At 45.1% G+C, this 22,483-nt stretch carries 21 protein-coding genes and 1 pseudogene; 11 read left to right on the forward strand and 11 right to left on the reverse strand.

What is annotated here, in order from left to right; all coding sequences use genetic code 11:
* Positions 1-213 precede the first annotated feature (213 nt).
* Entirely contained in the window at positions 214-771 is a 558-nt protein-coding gene (gene hpf / locus BFI01S_RS08825; RefSeq protein WP_061792290.1) for a ribosome hibernation-promoting factor, HPF/YfiA family, read from the forward strand.
* A 220-nt stretch (positions 772-991) separates the two neighbouring features.
* Here the strand turns inward: hpf and BFI01S_RS08830 are convergent, their stop codons facing one another.
* The 11 genes from BFI01S_RS08830 to nikC form a co-directional block, all read right to left on the reverse strand.
* Positions 992-2,653 (reverse strand): methyl-accepting chemotaxis protein, encoded by a 1,662-nt coding sequence (locus BFI01S_RS08830; RefSeq protein ID WP_061792291.1) that lies wholly within the window; start codon positions 2,651-2,653, stop codon positions 992-994.
* A gap of 13 nt (positions 2,654-2,666) precedes the next feature.
* On the reverse strand, positions 2,667-3,644 hold the full coding sequence (locus BFI01S_RS08835; protein WP_061792292.1) for a BMP family lipoprotein: 978 nt from the start codon (positions 3,642-3,644) through the stop codon (positions 2,667-2,669).
* 135 nt (positions 3,645-3,779) lie between these two features.
* Positions 3,780-4,058, reverse strand: coding sequence for a YkvA family protein (locus BFI01S_RS08840; protein WP_061792293.1), 279 nt, complete (start codon positions 4,056-4,058; stop codon positions 3,780-3,782).
* Positions 4,059-4,295: 237 nt separating this feature from the next.
* Positions 4,296-4,685, reverse strand: coding sequence for a sporulation protein (locus BFI01S_RS08845; protein ID WP_061792329.1), 390 nt, complete (start codon positions 4,683-4,685; stop codon positions 4,296-4,298).
* A gap of 369 nt (positions 4,686-5,054) precedes the next feature.
* A complete protein-coding gene (locus BFI01S_RS08850) occupies positions 5,055-6,302 on the reverse strand; it encodes a hypothetical protein (RefSeq protein WP_061792294.1) in 1,248 nt (415 codons plus the stop codon).
* Positions 6,302-6,994 (reverse strand): response regulator transcription factor, encoded by a 693-nt coding sequence (locus BFI01S_RS08855; protein ID WP_061792295.1) that lies wholly within the window; start codon positions 6,992-6,994, stop codon positions 6,302-6,304. The genes BFI01S_RS08850 and BFI01S_RS08855 overlap by 1 nt, the downstream gene beginning before the upstream one ends.
* A complete protein-coding gene (locus BFI01S_RS08860) occupies positions 6,991-7,758 on the reverse strand; it encodes a sensor histidine kinase (RefSeq protein WP_061792296.1) in 768 nt (255 codons plus the stop codon). Before BFI01S_RS08860 ends, BFI01S_RS08855 begins: the two co-directional genes overlap by 4 nt.
* A 206-nt stretch (positions 7,759-7,964) precedes the next feature.
* Positions 7,965-8,966: an ABC transporter ATP-binding protein gene (locus tag BFI01S_RS08865; protein ID WP_061792297.1), complete on the reverse strand. Its 1,002-nt coding sequence runs from the start codon at positions 8,964-8,966 to the stop codon at positions 7,965-7,967.
* The gene (locus BFI01S_RS08870) at positions 8,941-9,981 is read right to left on the reverse strand and encodes an ABC transporter ATP-binding protein (RefSeq protein WP_061792298.1); all 1,041 of its coding nucleotides are present in this window, start codon (positions 9,979-9,981) and stop codon (positions 8,941-8,943) included. The genes BFI01S_RS08865 and BFI01S_RS08870 overlap by 26 nt, the downstream gene beginning before the upstream one ends.
* Before the next feature lie 29 nt (positions 9,982-10,010).
* Positions 10,011-10,931, reverse strand: a complete 921-nt coding sequence (nikB, locus tag BFI01S_RS08875; protein WP_061792299.1) for a nickel ABC transporter permease — start codon at positions 10,929-10,931, stop codon at positions 10,011-10,013.
* Positions 10,932-10,943: 12 nt separating this feature from the next.
* Positions 10,944-11,843 (reverse strand): nickel transporter permease, encoded by a 900-nt coding sequence (nikC, locus tag BFI01S_RS08880; protein WP_061792300.1) that lies wholly within the window; start codon positions 11,841-11,843, stop codon positions 10,944-10,946.
* Positions 11,844-12,100: 257 nt separating this feature from the next.
* On the opposite strand from nikC, the gene BFI01S_RS08885 reads away from it, so the two are divergent.
* From BFI01S_RS08885 to BFI01S_RS08930, 10 genes and pseudogenes are all read left to right on the forward strand, one after another.
* Positions 12,101-13,174, forward strand: coding sequence for a M24 family metallopeptidase (locus tag BFI01S_RS08885; protein WP_061792301.1), 1,074 nt, complete (start codon positions 12,101-12,103; stop codon positions 13,172-13,174).
* Positions 13,175-13,190: 16 nt separating this feature from the next.
* Positions 13,191-14,744 carry a glutathione ABC transporter substrate-binding protein gene (locus BFI01S_RS08890; RefSeq protein ID WP_061792302.1) on the forward strand — a complete coding sequence of 518 codons (1,554 nt, stop codon included), beginning with the start codon at positions 13,191-13,193 and terminating at the stop codon, positions 14,742-14,744.
* A 149-nt stretch (positions 14,745-14,893) separates the two neighbouring features.
* Positions 14,894-16,504 carry a gamma-glutamyltransferase family protein gene (locus BFI01S_RS08895; RefSeq protein ID WP_061792303.1) on the forward strand — a complete coding sequence of 537 codons (1,611 nt, stop codon included), beginning with the start codon at positions 14,894-14,896 and terminating at the stop codon, positions 16,502-16,504.
* Between the two features lie 184 nt (positions 16,505-16,688).
* On the forward strand, positions 16,689-17,264 hold the full coding sequence (locus tag BFI01S_RS08900; RefSeq protein WP_061792304.1) for a chromate transporter: 576 nt from the start codon (positions 16,689-16,691) through the stop codon (positions 17,262-17,264).
* Entirely contained in the window at positions 17,261-17,791 is a 531-nt protein-coding gene (locus BFI01S_RS08905) for a chromate transporter (protein ID WP_061792305.1), read from the forward strand. Before BFI01S_RS08900 ends, BFI01S_RS08905 begins: the two co-directional genes overlap by 4 nt.
* A gap of 13 nt (positions 17,792-17,804) precedes the next feature.
* Entirely contained in the window at positions 17,805-18,644 is an 840-nt protein-coding gene (locus tag BFI01S_RS08910; protein WP_061792306.1) for a DUF1028 domain-containing protein, read from the forward strand.
* Positions 18,645-20,257: 1,613 nt separating this feature from the next.
* A pseudogene (locus tag BFI01S_RS23005) lies at positions 20,258-20,329 on the forward strand (SEC-C metal-binding domain-containing protein); the annotation flags it as partial.
* Between the two features lie 14 nt (positions 20,330-20,343).
* The gene (locus tag BFI01S_RS08920) at positions 20,344-20,610 is read left to right on the forward strand and encodes a phage terminase large subunit family protein (protein WP_061792308.1); all 267 of its coding nucleotides are present in this window, start codon (positions 20,344-20,346) and stop codon (positions 20,608-20,610) included.
* Positions 20,611-20,705: 95 nt separating this feature from the next.
* Positions 20,706-21,098 (forward strand): UPF0158 family protein, encoded by a 393-nt coding sequence (locus tag BFI01S_RS08925; protein ID WP_061792309.1) that lies wholly within the window; start codon positions 20,706-20,708, stop codon positions 21,096-21,098.
* A gap of 21 nt (positions 21,099-21,119) precedes the next feature.
* Entirely contained in the window at positions 21,120-22,169 is a 1,050-nt protein-coding gene (locus tag BFI01S_RS08930; protein WP_061792310.1) for a YecA family protein, read from the forward strand.
* The last annotated feature ends 314 nt before the right edge of the window (positions 22,170-22,483 follow it).

Below are 22,483 nucleotides of genomic sequence, written 5' to 3' on the forward strand. Positions count from 1 at the left end.
AAGTTTGTATTAAAAAAACCTAAAATTTCGACAAAAAATCGTAAAGTTTTTCACAGTTTCAGCAGGAGTTTTTAAGGGTAAAATAGAAATATAAATACATAGTCTTAATATACTTTTAAGACTAGGCATTTCCTTTTCAGAATTACTGGTGATTTTCACAGTAAACGCTAATGAAAAGGCTGTCATTGTATAATGAGAAGGAGGAGTTCACGTATGAATTACAACATTCGTGGTGAAAACATTGAGGTAACTCCAGCAATTAGAGAGTACGTAGAGAAGAAAATTGCGAAGTTAGAAAGGTATTTTACTGAAACTCCTGATGCAAATGTACATGTCAATTTAAAAACGTATAACAATAACCGTTCTAAAGTGGAAGTAACGATTCCGATGCCGAATCTGGTTCTTCGTGCAGAGGAAGATCATGACGATATGTATGCAGCGATTGATCTGATTACCGATAAATTGGAGCGTCAAATCCGCAAGCATAAAACCAAAGTGAACCGCAAGTTCCGCGAGAAGGGCAATCTGACTGCTGTGTTTGCCGCGCTGGAAAATGAAGCAGAGGCACCTGAACTGGATGAGGAGGATAACGATCTTGAAGTTGTCCGCCAAAAGAGCTTCGATCTGAAGCCGATGGACAGTGAAGAGGCGATCCTGCAAATGAACATGCTGGGCCACAGCTTCTACGTGTTCACGAATGCAGAGTCTAATTTAACCAATGTCGTGTACAAGCGTAAAGACGGCCGCTATGGTCTGATTGAAGCGCAATAATAAAACGTGAAAAACCCCGCTGCTGAGGCGGGGTTTTCGTTTGGTGCGGGTTCACTATTGGGGCGCTATTTGCAGGAATGGGCCTGCTATTTGCAAATTTGCCGTTCTATTTGCAGATAGCAAGCTCTATTTGCGAAAATCGCTTTTCTATTTGCAGGTTTATCCGGCCTATTTGCAACGTTCACATCTTCGACTAAAACGATACTGCCAAAACCCCCATCTAAACCGTAAACTTCTCCAATTCCCTCTCCATCACACCAGTCATTTCCTTTAGCTGCTCCACTTTCACCATAACCTGCTCAAACGCGCGAAGCTGCTCCTCCGTAGAAGCAGAGATTTCCTCAGTCCCGGCAGCGGTTTCTTCAGTTACCGCCGATATGTTTTCCACAGCGCTAATGACCTGCTGGCTCATATCACTGGAGGTCTTCATATCATCAACTAATTTCTCCAAATGGCTATGAATGCCGGATACATGTTCAGAGATGGTTTCAAAGACGAGTTCCGTCTCGCTCATCGATTGGGATTGCTCCTTTGAAAGGGCATGTCCCTGCTCGGTGGCATTGTAAATATTGCTAATGCCATTTTGGATGTTGCTGACCATTGAGGCAATCAGATCGGTTGCTTTGGAAGAGGAATCGGCAAGCTTCCGTACTTCTTCTGCCACAACCGCAAATCCTTTACCGGCTTCACCGGCACGGGCTGCTTCAATCGCTGCGTTCAATGCCAGCAGATTTGTTTGATCCGCAATATCTTTCACTGTGTTAGCTGCCCCTTCAATTTCCTTGGTGAACTGGGCAAATTCACTGACTGAACTTCTAATATGGTTAGACGAACTGGAAATTTCGTCCGTAAGTTTCATTTGTTTTTCTAAGGACACTCTGCCTTGATGAACAGAATCCAATGCCTGGGTGCTTTGCACAGCACTCTCGGCACTCGACTGATGTACAGCTGAAAATTGCTCACCCATCACGCTCATTAACTCGGCAGTTGCCTGAACATCTTCCGAGATGGCCTGACTGCCTCTCGCCAATTCGTCTGTTGAAACGGCCACCTGGCTGCTGCTTTCATTTAAACTGTGCATATAGGAAGCCACATCCCCGGCAAATTCTTTTACATTCTGGCTGACCTCTTCAATGGATTGCACGGTTCCTTTCAGGTTTACAACCATTTTCGAAAAAGCTTCCGTTAGTTTATCCACTTCATATCGGCTGTTTTCTTTAAAGATGAGCTGTGATAAATCGGCTGTTAAATCACCCTCCGATATTTTCTCTGCTTTTTCCACAATCGCATTGATTGGCTTTGTAATCTTTCTGGCAGCCATCCATGAGAATACAGCTGATAAAAGAATAAGCAGCAGGCTTCCTATAAGGGAGGAATTCGTGATAAAGGCGATTTTCTGGCTTGTTTCCTGAAGAATCCCTTCATACCATTGATTTGTCCGTTTTTTCAGCAGGTGCATATCATTTAAAATGCCGGAAATCCGTATGCTCTGGCGCTTGATTTCCGCTTTGTTTCCATTGTTGAAGGCTTCAGTCGAAACTTCCGATAGCTCTGCATATTTTCCTTCAATGCTTCCAATGATTTTTTTGTGCTCTGGAACGGCGGCGACTGAAGAAAGTGAAGCCAGGTTTTCCTGAACTTCTTTCATCATGGTTAGTGCCTGGTCTTTGTTGGCGTCACTGGAATTATAGGTGTAATTTGCAAGTGATTGGCTTGTCACTACCAGGCTTTGCTCCAGGTCCTTTACTTTCAGAAGAAGTTCTACATCATCTTTAGCGGAGCTTTGAATGTTTAATGTCTGGTAAATGATGAAGCCTATCATGCTGACCGACAGTACGAGCGGGATCAGCGTGACAATAATTAGGCGGTTGCGTAATGTCATCTTGGGAGCTCCTTTATTTCTCAGCTTTTACTGTGATTTTTCTATTGATTATGTCTTCGGTTGCTTTTTTCAATGCAGCTTTCTGTTCCTCTGTTAAGGAAATGACCCGGACTTCGGAAAGGCCGACACCGTTTTCTGCCAGTCCCCATTCATAGGAGGAAGCTTCGATTTTTCCGTTTTCCGTCAATTCCTTCGCCAGGTTAAAAACAGCAATATCGATGTTTTTGACCATCGATGTGGCAACGGCTTTTTCTGCAACAAAATACTGATCGGAATCGACTCCGCCGGCAAGCACACCTTTTTCTTCTGCTTTTTTCAGTGCGCCAAAACCGGTGAATCCGGCAGCAGGGTAAATAAAGTCGGCGCCACCAGCAATTTGCTTCTCGGCAATTTTTTCGCCCAGAGCAGCATCTCCAAAGCTACCGGCGTATTCACTTAATACTTCTATTTTCGGATTGAAGTGCTTAGCTCCTTGCACAAATCCATTTTCAAAATGGTGGATGACAGGCACATCAACACCGCCGATAAAACCCAGTTTGCCTGTTTTGCTTGTCATGGCAGCGAGCATTCCGACAAGGAAGCTGCCTTCATGCTCCTTAAACGTTAGTGAGACCACATTATCAAGCTCGGAAACAGCATCTATCAGCAGAAATTGCTTTTCAGGATATTTCTCCGCCGTTTTTTCAAGGGCTTCCTGTGCTGTGAAACCCAGTCCGATGATCAGGTCATGATTATCTTTGACCAGCTCTTCAAGCGGCTTTTCAAAATTCCCGTCAGGCGCTTCTTTGTAATCAAACAGAATGCCCAGCTCATCACGGGCTTTCTCCAGGCCCCGGAAGGCAGAGTCGTTAAAAGACTCATCTCCAAGTCCAGTGTCCGATAAGAGAATGCCAATTTTATATTCTTTATGCTGGTTTGTGCTTTGTTCAGAGGCAGAGCATGCTGCCAGAAGTAAGCTGAACATCAGCAGGAAAGGTAATAGATTTTTCAAGGTAAACCTCCATGTTGTAATATTTCGCCTTACCTAATATCGGCAGAAAGAAGGAGGTTTTAAGTCTGAAGTCAGACCTTGCTATGAAAAGTTGGCAAAATAAAAAAGCCTGCATATTCACAGGCTTCAAAAGCATTATTCCTCCAGCACCTTATATTTCTCTTTCAATGACGCCGGAGCCATTTTCACCATCTGCTGGAGGACAAACGAAGTAATCACAATATCATCCGTAAAGCCGAAGATCGACAGGAAGTCTGGAATAAGGTCGAGCGGCAGAAGGATATATAGGAGACCGGCCGCAATAGGGAAGAGCTTTTTACCGGCCGATACCTCCCGTGAGAGAAAATAATCCTTCAGAAAGGGAAGGAACTTCCAAAATTTAAATACAAATTTGATGCGTTTGAGAAACTTCATTTATTTAGTTCACCTTTTTCTAGTTCATTCGCTGAATGGGAGCTGCCACCTGAATGCGCGGCGGGTTCTTCACCTCAAGTGTGGAAGCTGATAGATAGCTTGTTTCAAGTATGCTTCAAAAAGTAAATAGAATTAGCCACTTTTGCAACGTGTTCAATTAGGTATGATTCTCCTCTTTTTATAATTTATAGGTTAAGAGGGGATATGTCACACTCGTTTTTTCCTCCTTAGGATTGGTTATCGAATAATCGTGATTTTATCCAGGTCGGCGCTTTTGACGCCTTCGTTAAAGATCAGCCTTGTTTTAAATTGAAAAATCCGGTCAGGCGCTGAGCAGGGAATGTCTTCAGGCAGCTGGAAGTTAAAGTCCATTTTGTTGGTTTCTTCTGATTCAATGACTTTGGTGGATAGAATGGTCGCTGTCCCAATCACTTCCTCCTTCTCATCCTCAGGCGATGTCATGACCAGGTCACACTCAATCCGCTTAATCTGCTGTTCAATGGTTCCTCCTTCAATCAGGAAGATTCCGCTCACATTTTCCCCAGGTGAATATTGAAGCTTTGGCAGCTGCAGATCAATTTTCGCAGAGCCTATTCCAAGCATTGACATGTATTTTCGTAAAATCAACAAAGATCTCTCCTCTAATTTTATATAGGGGGGAGCTGCTCGCTCACACCACAGTTTTGCTGCTTCCTTCTTTACGTGCTGATCATGATAAAGTTTCAAGCAATTTTCCTTCTACCTATTCCTCCATTTTATAAAGTCAAACGTTCTGCGGTGCGGGCTCGTATATAAAAAGGGCCTTTACCGCGGTGGTAAAGGCCCATAAATAAAGACCTCTACCATATTTGGTAAAGGTCTTGCTAACAATTGTTGAAATTGCCAACAAAGCCGAGAGCGTGTGCTCCGTAATGACGACTCTGCTGTAAAAGCTACTCCCCTTTAGGAGAAACTATTCAATTTATAGGTAAAGCATATTGGATTCTTCCTTTTTTGTCAATATTCTTTTCTTACAGCAGCCCAACCTATAAACGAAACAATCAGGGATGCAGCGAACCCAAAAAGGATACTATACGGTCCTTCGCTGAAAAACAAAAGCGTCCAACCGGACAATGTCCCAATCAGCACTGCTGCCGGCATCAGCATGCCTTTTTCCTTCCTGCTCCATAAAATCTGCAATATAACCGGCAATGCAGCTGCAAAGAAGACTCCTGAAATGAAGAATAAATCCAGCAAAGTTATAGAGAATAGGTAGGCCCAACCTGGAATGGCCGCCACAAACAAGATCAGAATACCCCACATATGCTTATTCAGCTTGAGGTCATTCCGGTCATACAGAACATATAGCGAATGAATCTGTGATAAAAAGGTTTCAAAGAAGATAACCATGAGAATAAAAATGAGCAGAATCGTAATTGTGAAATGCTCATATCTCAGGAAAATTTTTTCAAAGACGGAGTAAAAGTTTTGAAAACCGCCCTTGTAAATAGCTGATAAAGCAATCATTGAAAATGAAAAGGGGATCGTGCTCCAGATCAATCCAGTCATGCTGAGGCCGAGCCGCAGTTTTTCCCTTTTGCTTTTTAGAAGCATATTCCACATCTTCAGATCCAGCAGCAGATGACCGAGCATGGCGATGGTAAAAGCAGTCAGCAGCAAGGGGAGTATATCCCATTCCACATAAAGCAGATACGGATGGTACAGGCGGATGCCGTCATATACGACTTCAATTCCTTCCAGCATATATGCGTGAACAAGAATCATGATCATGATTAAAAAAAGAATGCCCACTTTTAGCATGCTGAATCGGGTAAACCATTTTAACCGGAAAAAGATTGCTGCCAGAAACCCGAATAAAAAGAACAAACTCATTCCGGCAGGAACCGGGGTGCCCAAAGGGAAGACGAGGATTCCTGCCGCAAATCCCATGACCGTCATCCCGAAAAAAATAGCCAGCAGAAGAACCCGTTTCATCCACTTTAAAGCAGGTTCGGACAATCGGCTTGCCATGATTCCGAGAAAAGATGAAGATTCCTCTGAAGACCGTATCCGTGTAATTATTGGAATAAGGGCCAGAAAGGCAAGGGCACCAGCTGCTGAAAAGCTGACAGTCCCGATAAAGCCGTAACGCAAAAAAGCTTCTGGTGCTGTAAAAACGGCATTGCCTGAAGTCCATCTTGAGATAATGGCAATGCTAAGCAGCCCGAAGCCATATTGAACTGATTTGGATAGGTTTGTGTTCATCAGTGCTGCTCCCTGTATTGCTTTGGTGTGATGTTTTCTTTTTTCTTAAATTGGCTTGAGAAGTAATGCAGGCTGTTAAAGCCGGTTTTTTCAGCAATCTCTGAAATGCTGTAATGGGTCGTGGACAGAAGATGTTTAGCTTTTTCAAGCCTGTAAACGGTCAGGTAGTCAATAAGGGAAGTGCCGACCTCCTCGCTGAACCTGCGGCTTAAGTAGGCTGGGCTTGCATGGACCCTGGCCGCAATATCCTGAAGGCCTATCCGCTGTTCATAGAACTCATGAATTTGATTTAAAGCCTCATTTACCATTTTAGAATATTCTTTTTGAAAAATAGGAGTGGAGAACTTTTTCAGTGTATCTTTTAATTCATCTTCAATAATAGGTTTCGTCAGGTATTCGGAAACCCCCAGCTGAATGGACTTTTTGGCAAAGTCAAAGTCCTGGTGGGCTGATAGAATGATAATCTGCAGATGGGGCTGGATCTCCTTTAGGTCTCTGACGAGTTCAAGCCCCGACTTTCCCGGCATCTCGATGTCCACGAAGGCCAGATGAAAGTAATGTTCCTTGCTGATGGCAAGAGCCTGGCTGCTGTCATAAGCAAAGTGAAAGTTCCATAAAGGAAACGCCGGCTTTAAAATATATTCAAGCTGTTCAATTACTATGGGTTCATCATCTATGCACAACACATTCATGCCTGCTCCTCCTCCTGCAATTCGACCTTGGGAAGTGTTATTTTCACAGTTGCCCCGTCTTGTTCATTTTTAAATATGTCTAAATCAGAGGTTTGAAAAAGAAGATCAAGCCGCTTTTTGACATTGGAAAGCCCCTGCCCTTTTGCTAGCATGTCCTCAAATGAATAATCACCGATGCCAAGGCCGTTATCCTCCACATATAAGGTGATGCTGTCTTTATGGCTGACAGCTTTAATGGAGAGGGAAAGCGGCCCCGGCTTTTTCTCCAGTCCGTGCTTGAACGAGTTTTCCACAAGCGTCTGAAGAAGGTAAGGGGGCACATAGTGCTTCAAAGCATCTTCGTCAATGTCCTCCGTAATGGTGAGGCGGTTATGAAACCGCAGCTCCTGGATTTTCAGATAATATTTTGTGTACTCCCATTCCTTTTTTAATGAAATGAGCTGCTCTTTTATCTGGTATTTGAATTTTAAAAACAGGGACAGGGTTTCCATCGCCTTGATTAGCGTATCTATGCGATTTAATCGGGCAAGACCGAGCATCAGGTTAATCGTATTGAATAAAAAATGGGGGTGAATCTGCTGGTTGAGCTGCATATATTTGCTTTCCTGCAGCGTATTTTCCAGAACCACCTGCTGTTTTTCGAAGGAAAGACTATCAATCTGTTTTTCAAACGCCAGTACCATCATTAAAATAATGGCACCGGCCATCGGCACGAATATCGAAAAAATCGCAAACAATGAAAAGGTCTCGTAGGTAATTAGCATGATCTTCACTGCCTTAAAAGAATTTCTAATAGTATAACATGTCAGATAACTGGTTAGTAAGTTAATTCGGGAAACGTAATGAAATGGAATTTTAGTTGAATGAAAGAATCTTTGTAAAGCAAAAAAAGAGCGAAGCCATAAGGCATCGCCCAAAAGGGGGTTATTCCATCATATGAGATCAGCACTGTGGCTGGAACTCCTGTTATTTAAGAAATTGCCTCCGCATAATGGCAGGCAGCCTGGTGCCCTTCTCCCAGACTCTTAAGCTCCGGGTCGGACTGTCTGCACAAATCGGTAGCCAGCGGACATCTTGTATGGAACCGGCAGCCGGAGGGAGGATCAATAGGGGACGGGACATCACCCTTCAGGATGATCCGTTCTTTTTTCTTTTTCCGGTTTGGCTCCGGAATGGCTGACAGCAGCGCCTGTGTATAAGGATGGCGCGGGTTGTCGAATAAGCTCTTTTTCTCAGCAATTTCAACTACTTTTCCCAGGTACATAACGATGATCCGGTCAGAGATATGGCGCACAACCCCTAGGTCATGGGAGATAAATAGATAGGTTAAGCCATATTCCTTCTGCAATTTTTTTAATAAATTCAGCACCTGAGCCTGAACGGAAACATCAAGCGCAGATACGGCCTCATCACAGATGATCAGCTTTGGTTCTACCGCCAATGCGCGGGCAATGCCGATCCTCTGGCGCTGACCGCCGCTGAATTCGTGCGGATAGCGGTCAATATGCTCTTCCTTTAATCCGACCTGTTCTAAAAGTTCTATTGCCCGGCGCCTCCGATTCGCTTTCGGAACAACATTCAGGATCCCCATTGCTTCCTCAAGCGTCTGTCCAATCGACCTTCTTGGATTGAGAGATGCGAACGGATCCTGGAAAATGACCTGCAAGTCTTTGCGGATCGAACGCATCTCACGTTTTGATTTAGACAGCAAATTCGTTCCCTGAAAGATCACTTCCCCGCCAGTCGGCTCATCCAGGCGCAAAATCGCGCGTCCTGTCGTCGACTTTCCGCATCCGGATTCACCGACAATGCTGACGGTCTCCCCTTCATAAATCGTAAAGTTCACGCCATCAACCGCTTTAACATGATTGACGGTGCGGCCGAAAACGCCGCCTTTAATCGGGAAGTACTGCTGCAGGTCCTTGACTTGAAGGATTTCCTTTTCTTTAGTTAGCGTTAGCGTGGCTGACATCTGCTGCAACCTCCTTTGCTGCCGGTCCGTTCCATCTTTCCGAGTACATCCAGCAGCGGACTTTATCATCGTTATCAATCAATAAATCCGGTTCTTCCGTTCTGCACAAATCAGTGGCAAACGGGCATCTTGGTGCAAAGCTGCATCCTTTAGGCAGGTTGTCCGGGCTTGGAACCGTGCCAGGGATAGCCTCCAGTTCCTCCACGTCCCTGTCCACTGCCGGGATGCTTCTCAGCAAGCCCTGTGTGTATGGGTGCTTTGGATTTTCAAAAAGGGAATCTACATCCGTATGCTCGACAATTTTTCCGCAATACATAACGGCGACACGGTCACAGGTTTCTGAAACTACACCCATATCATGTGTGATCATGATGACAGCCGTTCCAAGCTGCTCCTGCAGGTTCTTTAAAAGATCTAATATCTGTGCCTGAATCGTTACATCAAGAGCCGTAGTCGGCTCATCGGCAATCAGCAGCTCGGGCTTGCACGCCAATGCCATCGCAATCATGACACGCTGGCGCATGCCGCCGCTTAATTCATGGGGCTCCTGTTTGGCTCTTTTTTCAGGGGAAGGAATACCGACTAAACGCAGCATTTCAACCGCTCTCTGCCAGGCTTCTTTTTTCGGCAGCTTTTGATGAATCCGGAAAGCTTCCGCAATCTGTTCACCGACAGAATACACAGGATTGAGTGAAGTCATCGGTTCCTGGAAGATCATCGAAATCTTATTTCCGCGCATTTGCCGCATGCCTTCCTCTGTTTCAGATAGCAGGTTTTTCCCTTTAAAATTAATTTCACCGTCCACGATCTTTCCCGGAGGCTCTGCAATCAGCCGCATGATGGAGAGAGAGGTGATGCTTTTGCCGCTCCCTGACTCTCCGACAATGCCGAGCGTTTCTCCTCTTTTTACATCAAAGTCTACGCCGTCGACTGCTTTTATGACTTTTTTGCCGGAGAAGAAATGAGTTTTTAAGTTTTTCACTTCCAGTATCGTTTCTTTATGTTCAGTTCCCATCATTCTGCTCCTCTCAATCGGGAATGGTTTTAGTTCAGTTCAACACGTTTATTCAGGAATCGGTAGGACAGGTCAACAAGCAGGTTGACGATGACAAACAATACCGATACGAATAAAATCGATCCCTGCACAAGCGGCAGGTCACGCATCCGGATGGCATCAATGATCAAGCGTCCGACTCCATTAATCGCAAAGACGGATTCTGTTAAAACTGTTCCGCCGAGAAGGGCGCCAAACTGCAGGCCGACTACCGTAATAACCGGGATCAGTGCATTTTTTAACGCGTGCTTATAAATGATCAGACGCTGGCGTACACCCTTTGCCTTGGCAGTGCGGATATAATCCTGGCGGATAACCTCCAGCATGCTTGCACGAGTCATCCTGGCCACAATGGCTGCACCGCCTGTACCGAGTGTAATGGCCGGAAGGATGATATGGCTGAAAGTCCCCCAGCCGGCAACCGGAAACCATTGAAGTCCGACCGAAAAATAGATGATCAGCATCAGGCCGAGCCAGAAGTTCGGCAGGGATACACCAAGAAGGGCAACCATCATTAATCCAACATCTGTAAAACTGTTTTGCTTCGTTGCTGCAATAATTCCGATTAGAACACCTAGAACAACCGTAATGACAATGCTCCAGAATGCCAATTCAAGTGTGATCGGCAAACGGACGAGGATTTCGTCCAGAACAGGACGGCTTGTCCGTATGGATTCGCCGAAATCTCCTTTTACAACATCCCCAACATAACTCAGATATTGAACGGCAAGAGGCTGATCTAATCCGAGGTCATGGCGGATTGCTTCCACCTGCTCATCCGTTGCCCCTTCCCCTGCCACTAGAACAGCAGGATCACCGGGAACCATTTGCATGATGAGAAAAACCATAAGGGTAACGCCCAGCAGAACCGGTACGATTTGAACGAGCCTGCGCATTAGAAAGATAAACATATTAGAACCTCCTTAGTTTTTCATTCGCGGATCCAGTGCATCACGGAGTCCGTCTCCGAATAGGTTAAAGCCCAGAACGATCAGGGCAATGGCGATGCCCGGGAATAACGCGATGTGCGGCGCAGTGAACAGGAAATCACGGCCATCGCTCAGCATCGCACCCCATTCAGGAGTTGGCGGCTGTGCCCCCATTCCAAGGAAGGAAAGGCCGGCAACTGATAAAATTGATGTAGCCAGACGCAATGTCCCCTGTACGATGATCGGGCTCATAATATTCGGCAGGATATGAACAAAAATAATCTTCAGGTCGCTTGCCCCTAAAACGCGGATTGCATCGATATATTCCATTTTCTTAACGCTTAAAGTCGAGCCGCGGACAATACGGGCAAAAGTAGGGATCGAAAAAACACCGACAGCGATCATTACGTTTATAAGGCTTGGCCCCAGTGCGCTGACAATGGCAAGCGCAAGCAGCAATCCTGGGAATGCAAGCAGCACGTCAATGAAACGCATGATAATCGTATCCACCCAGCCTCCGTAGTAGCCGGAGACAATCCCCAGGACAATTCCGAATAATGCTCCGATGAAGACTGATACAAAGCCAACTGCCAGGGAAAGCTGTGAGCCGTATAAAATACGGCTGAAAATATCCCGGCCTTTATCATCAGTTCCCATAATATGGTCAGATGATGGAGGCTGCAGTTTGTTCACAAGGTCAATTTCGTATGGATCATAAGGCGAGATAAGCGGTGCAAGGACAGCGAGAATAATGTAGATAAAAACAATGCTGCCGCCCACCAGCGACATTTTATTTCTGATAAGAGCTTTTGCCAGATCGGCTCCTTTGGCCTTCCTTTTGGAAACAGGCACAGGAGCTTTAGCTGTTTCTTGAGGATTTGCAATTGTGCTCATGTTTAGGTTCCTCCCCATGTGTCTTATTGGTTGAGAACTAATTTATCAAAATTATGAACTATTTTGTCTGAATTTTAAGATAAAGTAAAAAATTCGTAAAAACATGACAAAAAAACGAAAACATTGGCAAAAAATTTTTCCTATAATGAACACAACCTTTTCAATTGGGATGCAGTGCAAATGCCCGTCCTGGTTGAAATTCACACAGCAACAGCAGGGATTTACATATTTTTTACCTATTATTAGGGGGTGAAGGGATGAAACAAAGAGCTGAGAAGCTTAGAAAGAAAATGTCGGAAAATGGGTGGAAAGGGGTTTTTATTTACTCACCTGAAAACAGATACTATTTTTCCGGATACAAGGGATCGGCCGGTGCTCTTTTGATAGAAGAGGACTCACAGAAGCTATTTACAGATTTCCGGTATGTGGACCAGGCGAAAGACCAGGCACCAGATTACGAGGTAATCCAGCATCAGCAAAACCTGATTGAAATGGTTTGTGAATCTTTTTCTTCTAATAAGAAAGGAACACTCGCCTTGGAGCTTGGAGATGTTCCGGCATCTGTTTATCTGGAAATCCAGACAAGGCTTCCGGAAGCTGAGCTGGTGGATGTTACATCAGCAACAAACGAAATCCGCATGATTAAAGATGAAAAAGAAATTGAAAACATGCGGCAAGGGATCGAGATTTGCGATCAGGCTTTCACACACATTTTGGATTTCATCCGTCCAGGCATAACCGAAAAGGATATCGGACTCGAACTTGAAATTTTCATGAAAAGACAGGGGGCCGAACGCATTAAGCCCAATCATGTGATTGCTTCAGGGCCGCGTTCCTGTCTTCCGCATGGACAGGCTACTGACCGGGTGATTGAGGTCGGGGATTTTGTCAAAATGGATTATGGGGCCATCGTAAACGGTTATTTCTCTGATTTTACAAGGACAGTTGTCGTGGGAGAGCCGTCTGAAAAGCAGGTGGAGATCTATAATATCGTCCGCCGGGCGCAGGAGGAATCCCTGAAGGCGATCGGACCTGGAAAAACGTGCAGAGAACTTGATGAAATCGGCCGCGGCATTATCCGTGAAGCAGGGTATGGCGACAATTTCGGGCACAGTCTGGGACATTCGCTGGGACTGGCCATCCATGAACAGCCTGCCATGAGGGCGACAGATGAGACTGTTCTTCAGGAAGGGATGGTCATCACTGTTGAGCCCGGGATTTATATTCCAGGGTTTGGCGGAGTCAGAATAGAAGACCTGGTTGTCATTACAAACGATGGCCATGTGAATTTCACCAAATCAACAAAGGATTTACAAGTGATATCCTATTAAACAGGGGGTAAAGAGGATGAAAAAAAGAAGTTTTTGGCTGGGATTAATAGCTTTAATTTTATTATTAGCCGGTTGCTCCGGCGGCAGTGATCCAGGAAGCCTTGAATCTGCCAGCGGTGATTCCAATGCTTCAAATAAAGATCTGGTTATTGCTGTCCTGTCAGATGCGACCAAATTGGACCCGCATCTTGGCACAGATATTCCATCTGCGAATGTGTATCACGGTAAAATTTACGAAGGTCTTGTGCAGCAGGATGAAAATATGGAAATCCAGCCTGCTCTTGCTACGGAATGGAAGCAGCTTGACGATCTTACATGGGAATTCAAGCTTCGTGAAGGCGTAAAATTCCATGACGGCACTGATTTTACAGCAGAAGCTGTACAGAAAACAATTGAACGGGTACTGGCAGAAGAAACAGCTTCACCGCGTTCAAACCTTTTTGAAATGATTAAAGAGGTAAAAGTTGTCGATGATCACACCGTTCAATTGATTACAGAATATCCATATGCCCCACTTTTGGCTAACCTTGCTCACTATGCAGCAGGCATCCTAAGCCCGACTGCCATTGAGTCAGGAGACAATCTCGGTCAAAACCCGGTTGGTACTGGCCCTTACAAGCTTGGCGAGTGGAAGCCTGGACAGGAAATCAAATTGACTGCGTTCGAAGATTACTGGGGCGACAAGCCTTCAATGGAAACTGTCACATATAAAGTAGTTCCTGAAGATTCTACCCGTATTGCCATGGTTGAAACAGGGGAAGCGCATATCGCAGAGCCTGTGCCAGTAACAGAGGTAGAACGCATTGAAAACAGCAATAGCATGGAACTTGTGCGCAGTGACGCGTTAGGTGTGGACTACATCGGCTTTAACGTAGAAAAAGAACCATTCAATAATGTAAAAGTACGCCAGGCTATCAGCTATGCAATTGATACAGAAGCCATTGTAAAAGGCGTTTATAACAATGTTGGTACAGTGGCAACAGCTCCGATGGGACCTGCTATCTGGGGTCATAACCCGGATCTTGAAGGCTACAAATATGATCTTGAAAAAGCGAAGCAGCTTTTAGCTGAAGCCGGTTACCCGGACGGCTTCAAAACAACGATCTGGACAAATGATAATAAAGCACGCATGGACGTGGCAGAAGTTGTTCAGTCCCAATTAAAGGGCATTGGCATTGAAGTGGAAACAAAGGTAGTGGAGTGGGGCGCTTACCTTGAAGGGACAGCAAAAGGCGACCACGATATGTTTATCCTTGGATGGTCCAACATGACCGGGGATGCGGACTACAACCAGTACTTCCTGTTCCACAGTGATGCGCGAGGAAACCCTGGCAACCGTTCTTTCTACAGCAACCCGAAAGTGGATGAGCTGATCGATCAGGGGCGTCAGGAAACAGATGATCAGAAACGTCTTGAAATCTATGCGGAAGCTCAAAAAATTGAGATGGAAGAAGCGCCAATCGTATTCCTTCGCAATGATGAAGACCTTGCCGTCATCGGCAGCAATGTTAAAGGCTTCTGGATGCATCCATCAGGATTGTACATGCTAGAAAAGGTTACGGTTGAATAAAACAATCACAAAAAGGAGCTGTAGCCCTATGGGTACGGCTCCTTTCATCGCAGATATTTCCAGATCCGTAATTTTTATCAAATTAAAACGTTAATAGTTTAATAATTTGCTATAATCAAAACTAACCAATAATTCCAGAGGTGAACTCCATGAATTTTGATTTCCAAAACCACCCATACCCATCCCAGCGAACGACCGTCATGGCAAACAACGGCATGGTCGCAACGTCTCAGCCGCTGGCGGCACAGGCTGGATTAGAGATCATGAAAAAAGGCGGAAATGCCATCGATGCAGCAATCGCAACAGCCGCTGCTCTTACTGTCGTTGAACCGACTTCAAACGGAATCGGCGGCGACGCATTTGCACTCGTCTGGACGAAAGGGGAACTGCATGGGCTGAATGCAAGCGGTCCCGCCCCGAAATCCATTTCCATCGAAGCCTTAAAGGAAAGAGGCATTGATAAAATGCCAACGCACGGCTGGATGCCGGTTACGGTGCCTGGTGCTCCATCCGCTTGGGCTGAGCTTTCCAAGCGATTCGGCAGGCTTCCGTTAAAAGAAGTCCTCCAGCCCGCCATCGATTATGCTGAAAATGGCTATCCGTTAACACCGATCCTCGGCAAGTACTGGCAGTATGCGTATAAAAAGTTCAAACAGATTCTTACGGACGACGAATTCCAGCATTGGTTTGAAACTTTTGCTCCGGATGGCAGAGCCCCTGGAGTTGGCGAGATCTGGCGTTCTGAAGGTCACGCAGCCACTTTAAGAGCCATTGGCGAAACAGACGGCGAAAGCTTTTACCGCGGGGAGACAGCTGATAAAATTGATGCTTTTTCAAAAAAATACAATGCCTTTTTATCAAAAGAGGACCTTGAAGATTATAAAGCGGAATGGGTTGATCCTATTAAGGTTAACTATCGCGGCTATGATGTTTGGGAAATCCCGCCGAACGGCCAGGGGCTTGTGGCTCTCTTAGGGTTAAACATTGCCAAAGGCTTTGAATTCAGTGATAAAGAAACGGCGGATACCTATCACAAACAAATTGAAGCAATGAAGTTAGCTTTTACAGACGGCAAGGCATTTATTACAGATCCGGCTGAAATGAAAGTGACTGTTGAAGAACTGCTTTCAGAGGAGTACGGTGAATCCCGCCGCAGTGAGATTGGCGAGGAAGCCGTAACACCTGAGCCATATCAGCCGCCGCGCGGGGGGACTGTTTACCTGGCAGCAGCCGACAGCGAAGGGAATATGGTTTCCTTCATCCAAAGCAACTATATGGGATTCGGCTCAGGGCTTGTCGTTCCGGGAACGGGCATTACCCTTCAGAATCGCGGACATGACTTTTCTCTAGATCCCGAGCACCATAATGCACTGAAGCCGGGCAAAAAAACATATCATACGATTATTCCTGGCTTTCTGACAAAAGACGGAGAAGCGGTTGGACCGTTTGGTGTAATGGGCGGCTATATGCAGCCTCAGGGGCATATGCAGGTGGTCATGAATACAGTGGATTTCCACTTGAATCCTCAGGCCGCCCTTGATGCGCCAAGATGGCAGTGGATTGAAGGAAAAAAGGTCCAGGTGGAGCCGCACTTCCCTAATCATATTGCCCAGGCCCTGGTGCGCAAAGGCCACCAAATCGAGGTAACCGTTGATACCGGCGGATTCGGGCGCGGCCAGATTATCTGGCGTGACCCGAAAACAGGCGTGCTCATGGGCGGAACAGAAGCTCGAACGGACGGATCAATCGCCGCCTGGTAATAAAAAGTGAGGAAGCAGCAAGCATATAAGAGTAAAATAACCATATAAAAGGTAATGGGGAGCGGACCGGACAAAAGCCGCTCCTCCACCTGCTTTTTCCGGACACGGAGGCAGTGTTACCCAACTGGTCTAGTGGTGGTATAGGTACCTGGTACCGAAAACAACGAAAAGAGGTGGAGGCATCATGAAGCAGCTTGACATCTTTATGGCTTTTTTTAGAGTAGGCATACTCGGCTATGGCGGCGGCCCGTCGTCGATTCCGCTTGTCCATAAAGAGGTTGTTGATAAATATAAATGGATGGATACGGATGAATTCGGCGATGTGCTGGCTCTGGGCAACGCACTTCCTGGTCCGATAGCCACTAAAATGGCCGGCTATATCGGCTATCGTGTTGGCGGCTTTCTTGGAATGGTCACTGCACTTGCAGCAGCGATGGTACCAACAATTGTCCTTATGATTATTCTTCTTACCGCATTAAATACATTTAAAGACCAGCCATGGGTAGCAGGCATGACAAAGGCAGTCGTTCCAGTTGTGGCCGTGATGCTGGCAACACTCACTTGGGACTTTGTTAAAAAGTCATCGAAATCATCGCTGGGCTGGGGCTGGACACTCCTTTTTGTGGCCGTAAGCTTAGTTCTTCTTGAATTCGTTAATATTCATCCTGCGATTATCATTTTTGTTTTGCTGACAGCGGCTCTCCTGAAAAAAGATAAAGCGGATAAAAATGAAGCAAAAAAGGAGAGGAATCTCGCATGATTTACGTTCAGATCTTCTTGGCATTCTTCATTCCGGGGATTCTAGGATACGGCGGGGGACCGGCATCCATTCCGCTGGTTGAGAATGAAGTGGTCGACCATTATGGCTGGCTTACAACAAATGAATTCAGTGAAATGCTGGCAATGGGCAATGCACTGCCCGGCCCGATTGCCACAAAAATGGCAGGTTATATTGGATATGAACAGGGAGGAATCCTCGGAGCCATCGTGGGAGTATTCGCCACTGTAGCTCCATCGCTGATTCTGATGATTGCGCTGCTCGGACTTCTTATGAAGTATAAGGAATCACCGCGCGTCAAGCGCATGACCACTTATATCCGGCCAGTTATCGCGGTTTTGCTTGGCATTATGACGTATGACTTCTTTTTCTCAGCATACGAAGGTGCCGGCATCTGGCAGACACTTTTCATCGGAGTGGTTAGCTTCTTTTTAATGGAAAGGCTAAAAGTTCATCCGGCTTATGTTATCGCCGGAGCGCTCGTATATGGAGGACTTGTTTTAGGATAGGGGAGGATTTTGTATGACATTTTCCATCATTGGATACGATCAGAAGGAAAAAGAATGGGGAATTGCGGTTCAATCGAAATTTCTCGGAGTTGGTGCAGTAGTGCCTTTTGCAAAAGCAGGTATTGGAGCCGTTGCGACTCAGTCCTACGCCAATACTTCATATGGACCGCGTGCATTGCAATTGATGGAAGAAGGGAAAACTGCCGAGGAAGCACTTGAAATCATTACAAAAGATGATCCCGAAAAAGAGCTCCGCCAGGTCGGATTGCTGGATAGCATGGGAAACCCGGCAACGTTCACAGGGGAAGGCTGCTATGATTGGGCTGGAGGCATGACCGGGCCTCACTTTGCTGCGCAGGGCAATATCCTGGTGGATGAAAAAACGGTTGAGGCAATGGGCCAGACGTTTATCTCAACAGACGGCACTCTGGCTGAGCGCCTGCTCGCCGCCCTGAATGCAGGCCAGGCAGCCGGCGGTGACAGCCGGGGCCAGCAATCTGCAGCCCTTCTTGTAGTGAAAGAAGCCGGGGGATACGGAGGATTTAACGACCGCTACATCGACTTGCGGGTCGATGACCATCCAGAACCGATTAGCGAGCTGATTCGGATTTATCACCTGCAGCAGCTCTACTTTGCGCCGTCAAAGGCTGAACGGATTGCAGCCATTGAAGGTGAGATAAAAGAGGAACTTGTTCGGGAATTAACTCGGCTCGGTTATTTAAAGGCTGGTCAGGGTGATGATCAGCTATTGAAAGCATTAACGGCCTTTATTCATACCGAAAATTTCGAAGCCCGCGAGCAGGAAGCGGGGAAGATTGATTTGGATGTTTTGGCTTATATGAAAAAGCTGTGAAAACGGAGAGGGAGCTCTTCGTTTTTTCTTTGGGTTCAGATTAGCGGTTAGAAATTTATCAGCTGCTGTCATGAGGATGCTGAGCATGTTATTTTACCGCGGGATGTAGGCTATTCAAAGGATTTGCCAAAAATATTATAGTTCTTTCAGGAAAAATGTCGAAAAAAGCAAGAAAGCAGGAGTTAGAGCGGCTGGCAGCCATCCCTGACATTTAAGAGCCTTTGGTGATTGCAACTGGCAAATTTATTGGTGAGGGGTTTGATGACCCAAGACTGGATACGTTATTCTTTTCCATGCCCATTGCCTGGAAGGGAACACTTCAGCAGTACGCCGGCAGATTGCACAGAATACATTCGGACAAGCAAGAGGTAAGAGTGTATGATTATATTGACAAGCAAGTCCCCGTCCTGAAAAATATGTATGAAAAACGTCTGGAAGGTTACACAGCGATGGGTTACAGGAAAAAATCAGCAACGGGAACAGAACAGATGAATTATTTAAAAGAAAGGTTGAACATTTTAATGGAGTTTTTGAAGAAAATTGAATCGGCGCTTTTAAGTGAAGATCCATTTGTACAGCAATATGCTGTCACGATATTGAAGGATAGTTATTTGGCAACTGAGGACACGCTTTTAATTGCTTTGGATGCTTATGATAAAGGACGGACAGACCTATTTCCGGCTTCCATTTTGCCTCATATCGATTTTATGCCTATTGATGAAAAGGGCATGCAGGAGATTATGAGCAGATTGGATATAGAACATGAACATCTTATTTATTTTTTGCGGCTGGCTGCAAATGCTCCGGTTGAACTTCAATTGAAGTATAAAGAAAAGATGCCTTACGTAAATAAGAATTATTATAAAGTACTTGAGGAAATCAAGCAGTCTGAGACCCCGGAGTTGCATCAACAGCTGCAATCAGTCATTGTTCAGCTTGAAAGCAATTATTTTAATGGTTCACTTTTTAAGCTTGGAAAGCAAATGCTGAGGGAGCTTCTTCTTCGCAATGAAATTTCCGAAGAAGGGACTGTAAACAATCTTAGAAGCTTTATTCAGGATCATTCTTTCATTCCCTATGATGGAATCTATAAGATATTTTTAGCGGGCGAATTGCGTTTAGATTCATTAGTTCCAGATCTAATCATGATTTTAAAGAAAAAAGAGAACGTGGCCGTTGAGGAGGCTGCTAAAGCACTTATCAAGATTGGAACACCGGCTGTTGTTAAAGCAGTGGAAGAGGCTGCGCTCCATGAAAATGCCTGTTTTTTTGCCATTGATATTTTGGCTAAAATTAAATCTTCTGAAGCAGAAGCGGCGTTATTAAGGCTTTTTAATGAAACCGACAGAACTGACATTAAAACGGTTGTCTCCGACGCATTATGCCAGCAGCTTTCTGTAAAGGGTATTCCGCTAGTGGAAAGTCTGCTGAAAACAGGCTTTGATTCCAGCATACTTGATTTAAAGGAATCGTTTTATGCAAACGTAAAAATAAACGGCATTAATCATCCGCTAAGCGATGAACTGAAGAGAAGGTTAAAAAAAGAGGTTGAAAAGCAGCGGGTTATTCAGGAAAGAATGGATGCTGGGCTTATTCCCCTCAATAAATCTCCAGAGCTAAAAGTTGGCCGAAATGATCCCTGTCCATGCGGAAGCGGAAAAAAATTTAAAAAATGCTGTCTGTAATAGAGGTGAAATAAATGGGAAAAGAAAGCCAAAAAAGAATAAAAATGAAAAAAGAAGACTTCGGAACATGTGAATTTCACTGCAAACACTGCAGCCATACCTTTGAAATGGATTGGGAAACCATATGGGATTTACAAGAAATGACTCATGGCTATACCGGTTTTCATACTGATGATACCTTCATTTCCTGTCCAAAATGCGATAGATTAATAGATGACGGAGAAGATGAGGTCTTTTTTCCTGGAACAGCTGAAGAATATAAGAAGATGACAGGTGCCTGATCATTCAGTCATCTATTTGTCCTTTGCAGTTTATCTTTTGGTAAAATGACCAAACTATTGATTAACAGTGGATTAACCAGAAGGAGCGTGGTAGAATGCACGATGTGGAAGCGCTGATTGATGCTTATTTAGAAGGAGATCATTCTTTTGCTTTCTATTATGACCTGGCTGAAAAAAAGGTAGTGCTTGATGAAGACCCTGCCATTACAGGGGAGCCAGGTATTGACTGGGATGACGAGGAAAGTGATGAGAGATATATGGCAGTCCCTAAAATGGATAGCTTTGAAGCCTATAAATTGAGAGAATCATTTGCGGAAAGCCTGGATAGTGAAAAAGCTGCTGAAGTTTTCCGGCTGGCCTTGAGTCATAAAAAGCCATTCCGTCACTTTAAAGATGCCCTTTATGAAACAGAGTTATGGGATGAATGGAACGCATTTGAACACTCATATGCAAAAAAGGAAATAGAGAAGTGGCTTAAAGCATTATAAGAGATTGAGAGGATTTAAAGAATGTCAAAAGTAAGCAGAAATGAACCGTGCCCATGCGGAAGCGGAAAAAAATATAAAAAATGCTGCGGCAGCAGGGATGCTGTTTCGATTAAAGATGTATTGTATCACGAAGTTCTTGATCTTCAAAAGGAAGCAAGGATCTTTGCACTTACTCATTTTGCGGATGACATGAAAGAGGATTTCAAAGATCTTCTGGAAATACTTGAAGACATTGAACCGCAGGAAAAAGAGTTCTATGAATTTGTGCACTCTTTCTGGTACGTTCTTTTTGGAACTCTGGATGATGTGCAATCCGTAATGGATGAGTTCATTCATTCTAAGCTGCCAGCCGTCGCGCGCCCTCGCTTAAAAAGTATATTGAAGTCGTGGGAGGACAGCAAAGCTGCTGCTGGAAAGTTAATTGAAGTGACTGAAGACAAAGCAGTTATCGAGGATTGTCTGACGGGGAAGGTTTACAATGTCTCCCTATTTGGTGATATGGAAGTTAGTGAAGGGAGCTTTGCCTTTGCCATGCTGCTTCCTTATGGAGAAGAGTATGTTGCGTTCCCTGCTATATTTGACCTGCCGGGAGATAACGCTGCACAGTTTGCGGATTACATCCAGTATTCCTTCAAAGAATCCGGATATGAGAATCCTGAAGAATACATGGCTGAGTTCCTAATTGACCTTATGAATGACACGCCAAAATCATCAGCTGGTCCAAATATGGACAATTTCGACTGGCCTACCAATGGTGCAGAACAGGTTGCCGACATGTTCCGGGACGATATGATAAAAGCTGATGAAGAGCCATGGCTGATCGGTATGGGAATTTCACTTTGGATGGAGTACCTCGAGAAAACCGGCAAACAGGTTAAAAAACCTGATAACTATGTTGCCGGCCTTCGATACCTTGTAAGCACGATAGCTCCTGTAAAGGAAAATCTCACTCAGAAAGAATTCGGAGAGTTATACGGCATCAATGCCAACCGGGTTTCCACTTATTATGGCGAAATTTACGACGCAGTTGAGAAAACCATTATAGAACTGATTGAATCCTCGAATTCGTAAATTGGAGAGCATCGCTGCTCTCTGTTTTTATTTATGGGGAAAGTTGTCTGTGTCGGAACCGGAGTGAGCTTTGGACACAACTCTGGGTAAAAAGCGAAGCTGAGTCAGAACCCAAGCCAACTTCGGACACAAACCTGGGTAAAAAGCGATTCTGAGTCAGAACCCAGTCCAGCTTCGGACACAAACCCCGATAATAAGCCACCCAGAGTCCAAACCGAAACCAGCGTCCTGTCATCATACTAACGACCTCGATTAAGCCCGCATGCGGCATAAGTTGTCACCCCTCTCCCAAAGTGGTAATATTAATAAGAAAT

The sequence above is a fragment of the Cytobacillus firmus NBRC 15306 genome, assembly GCF_001591465.1.
In the GTDB taxonomy this organism is placed as follows: Bacteria; Bacillota; Bacilli; order Bacillales; family Cytobacillaceae; genus Cytobacillus; species Cytobacillus firmus.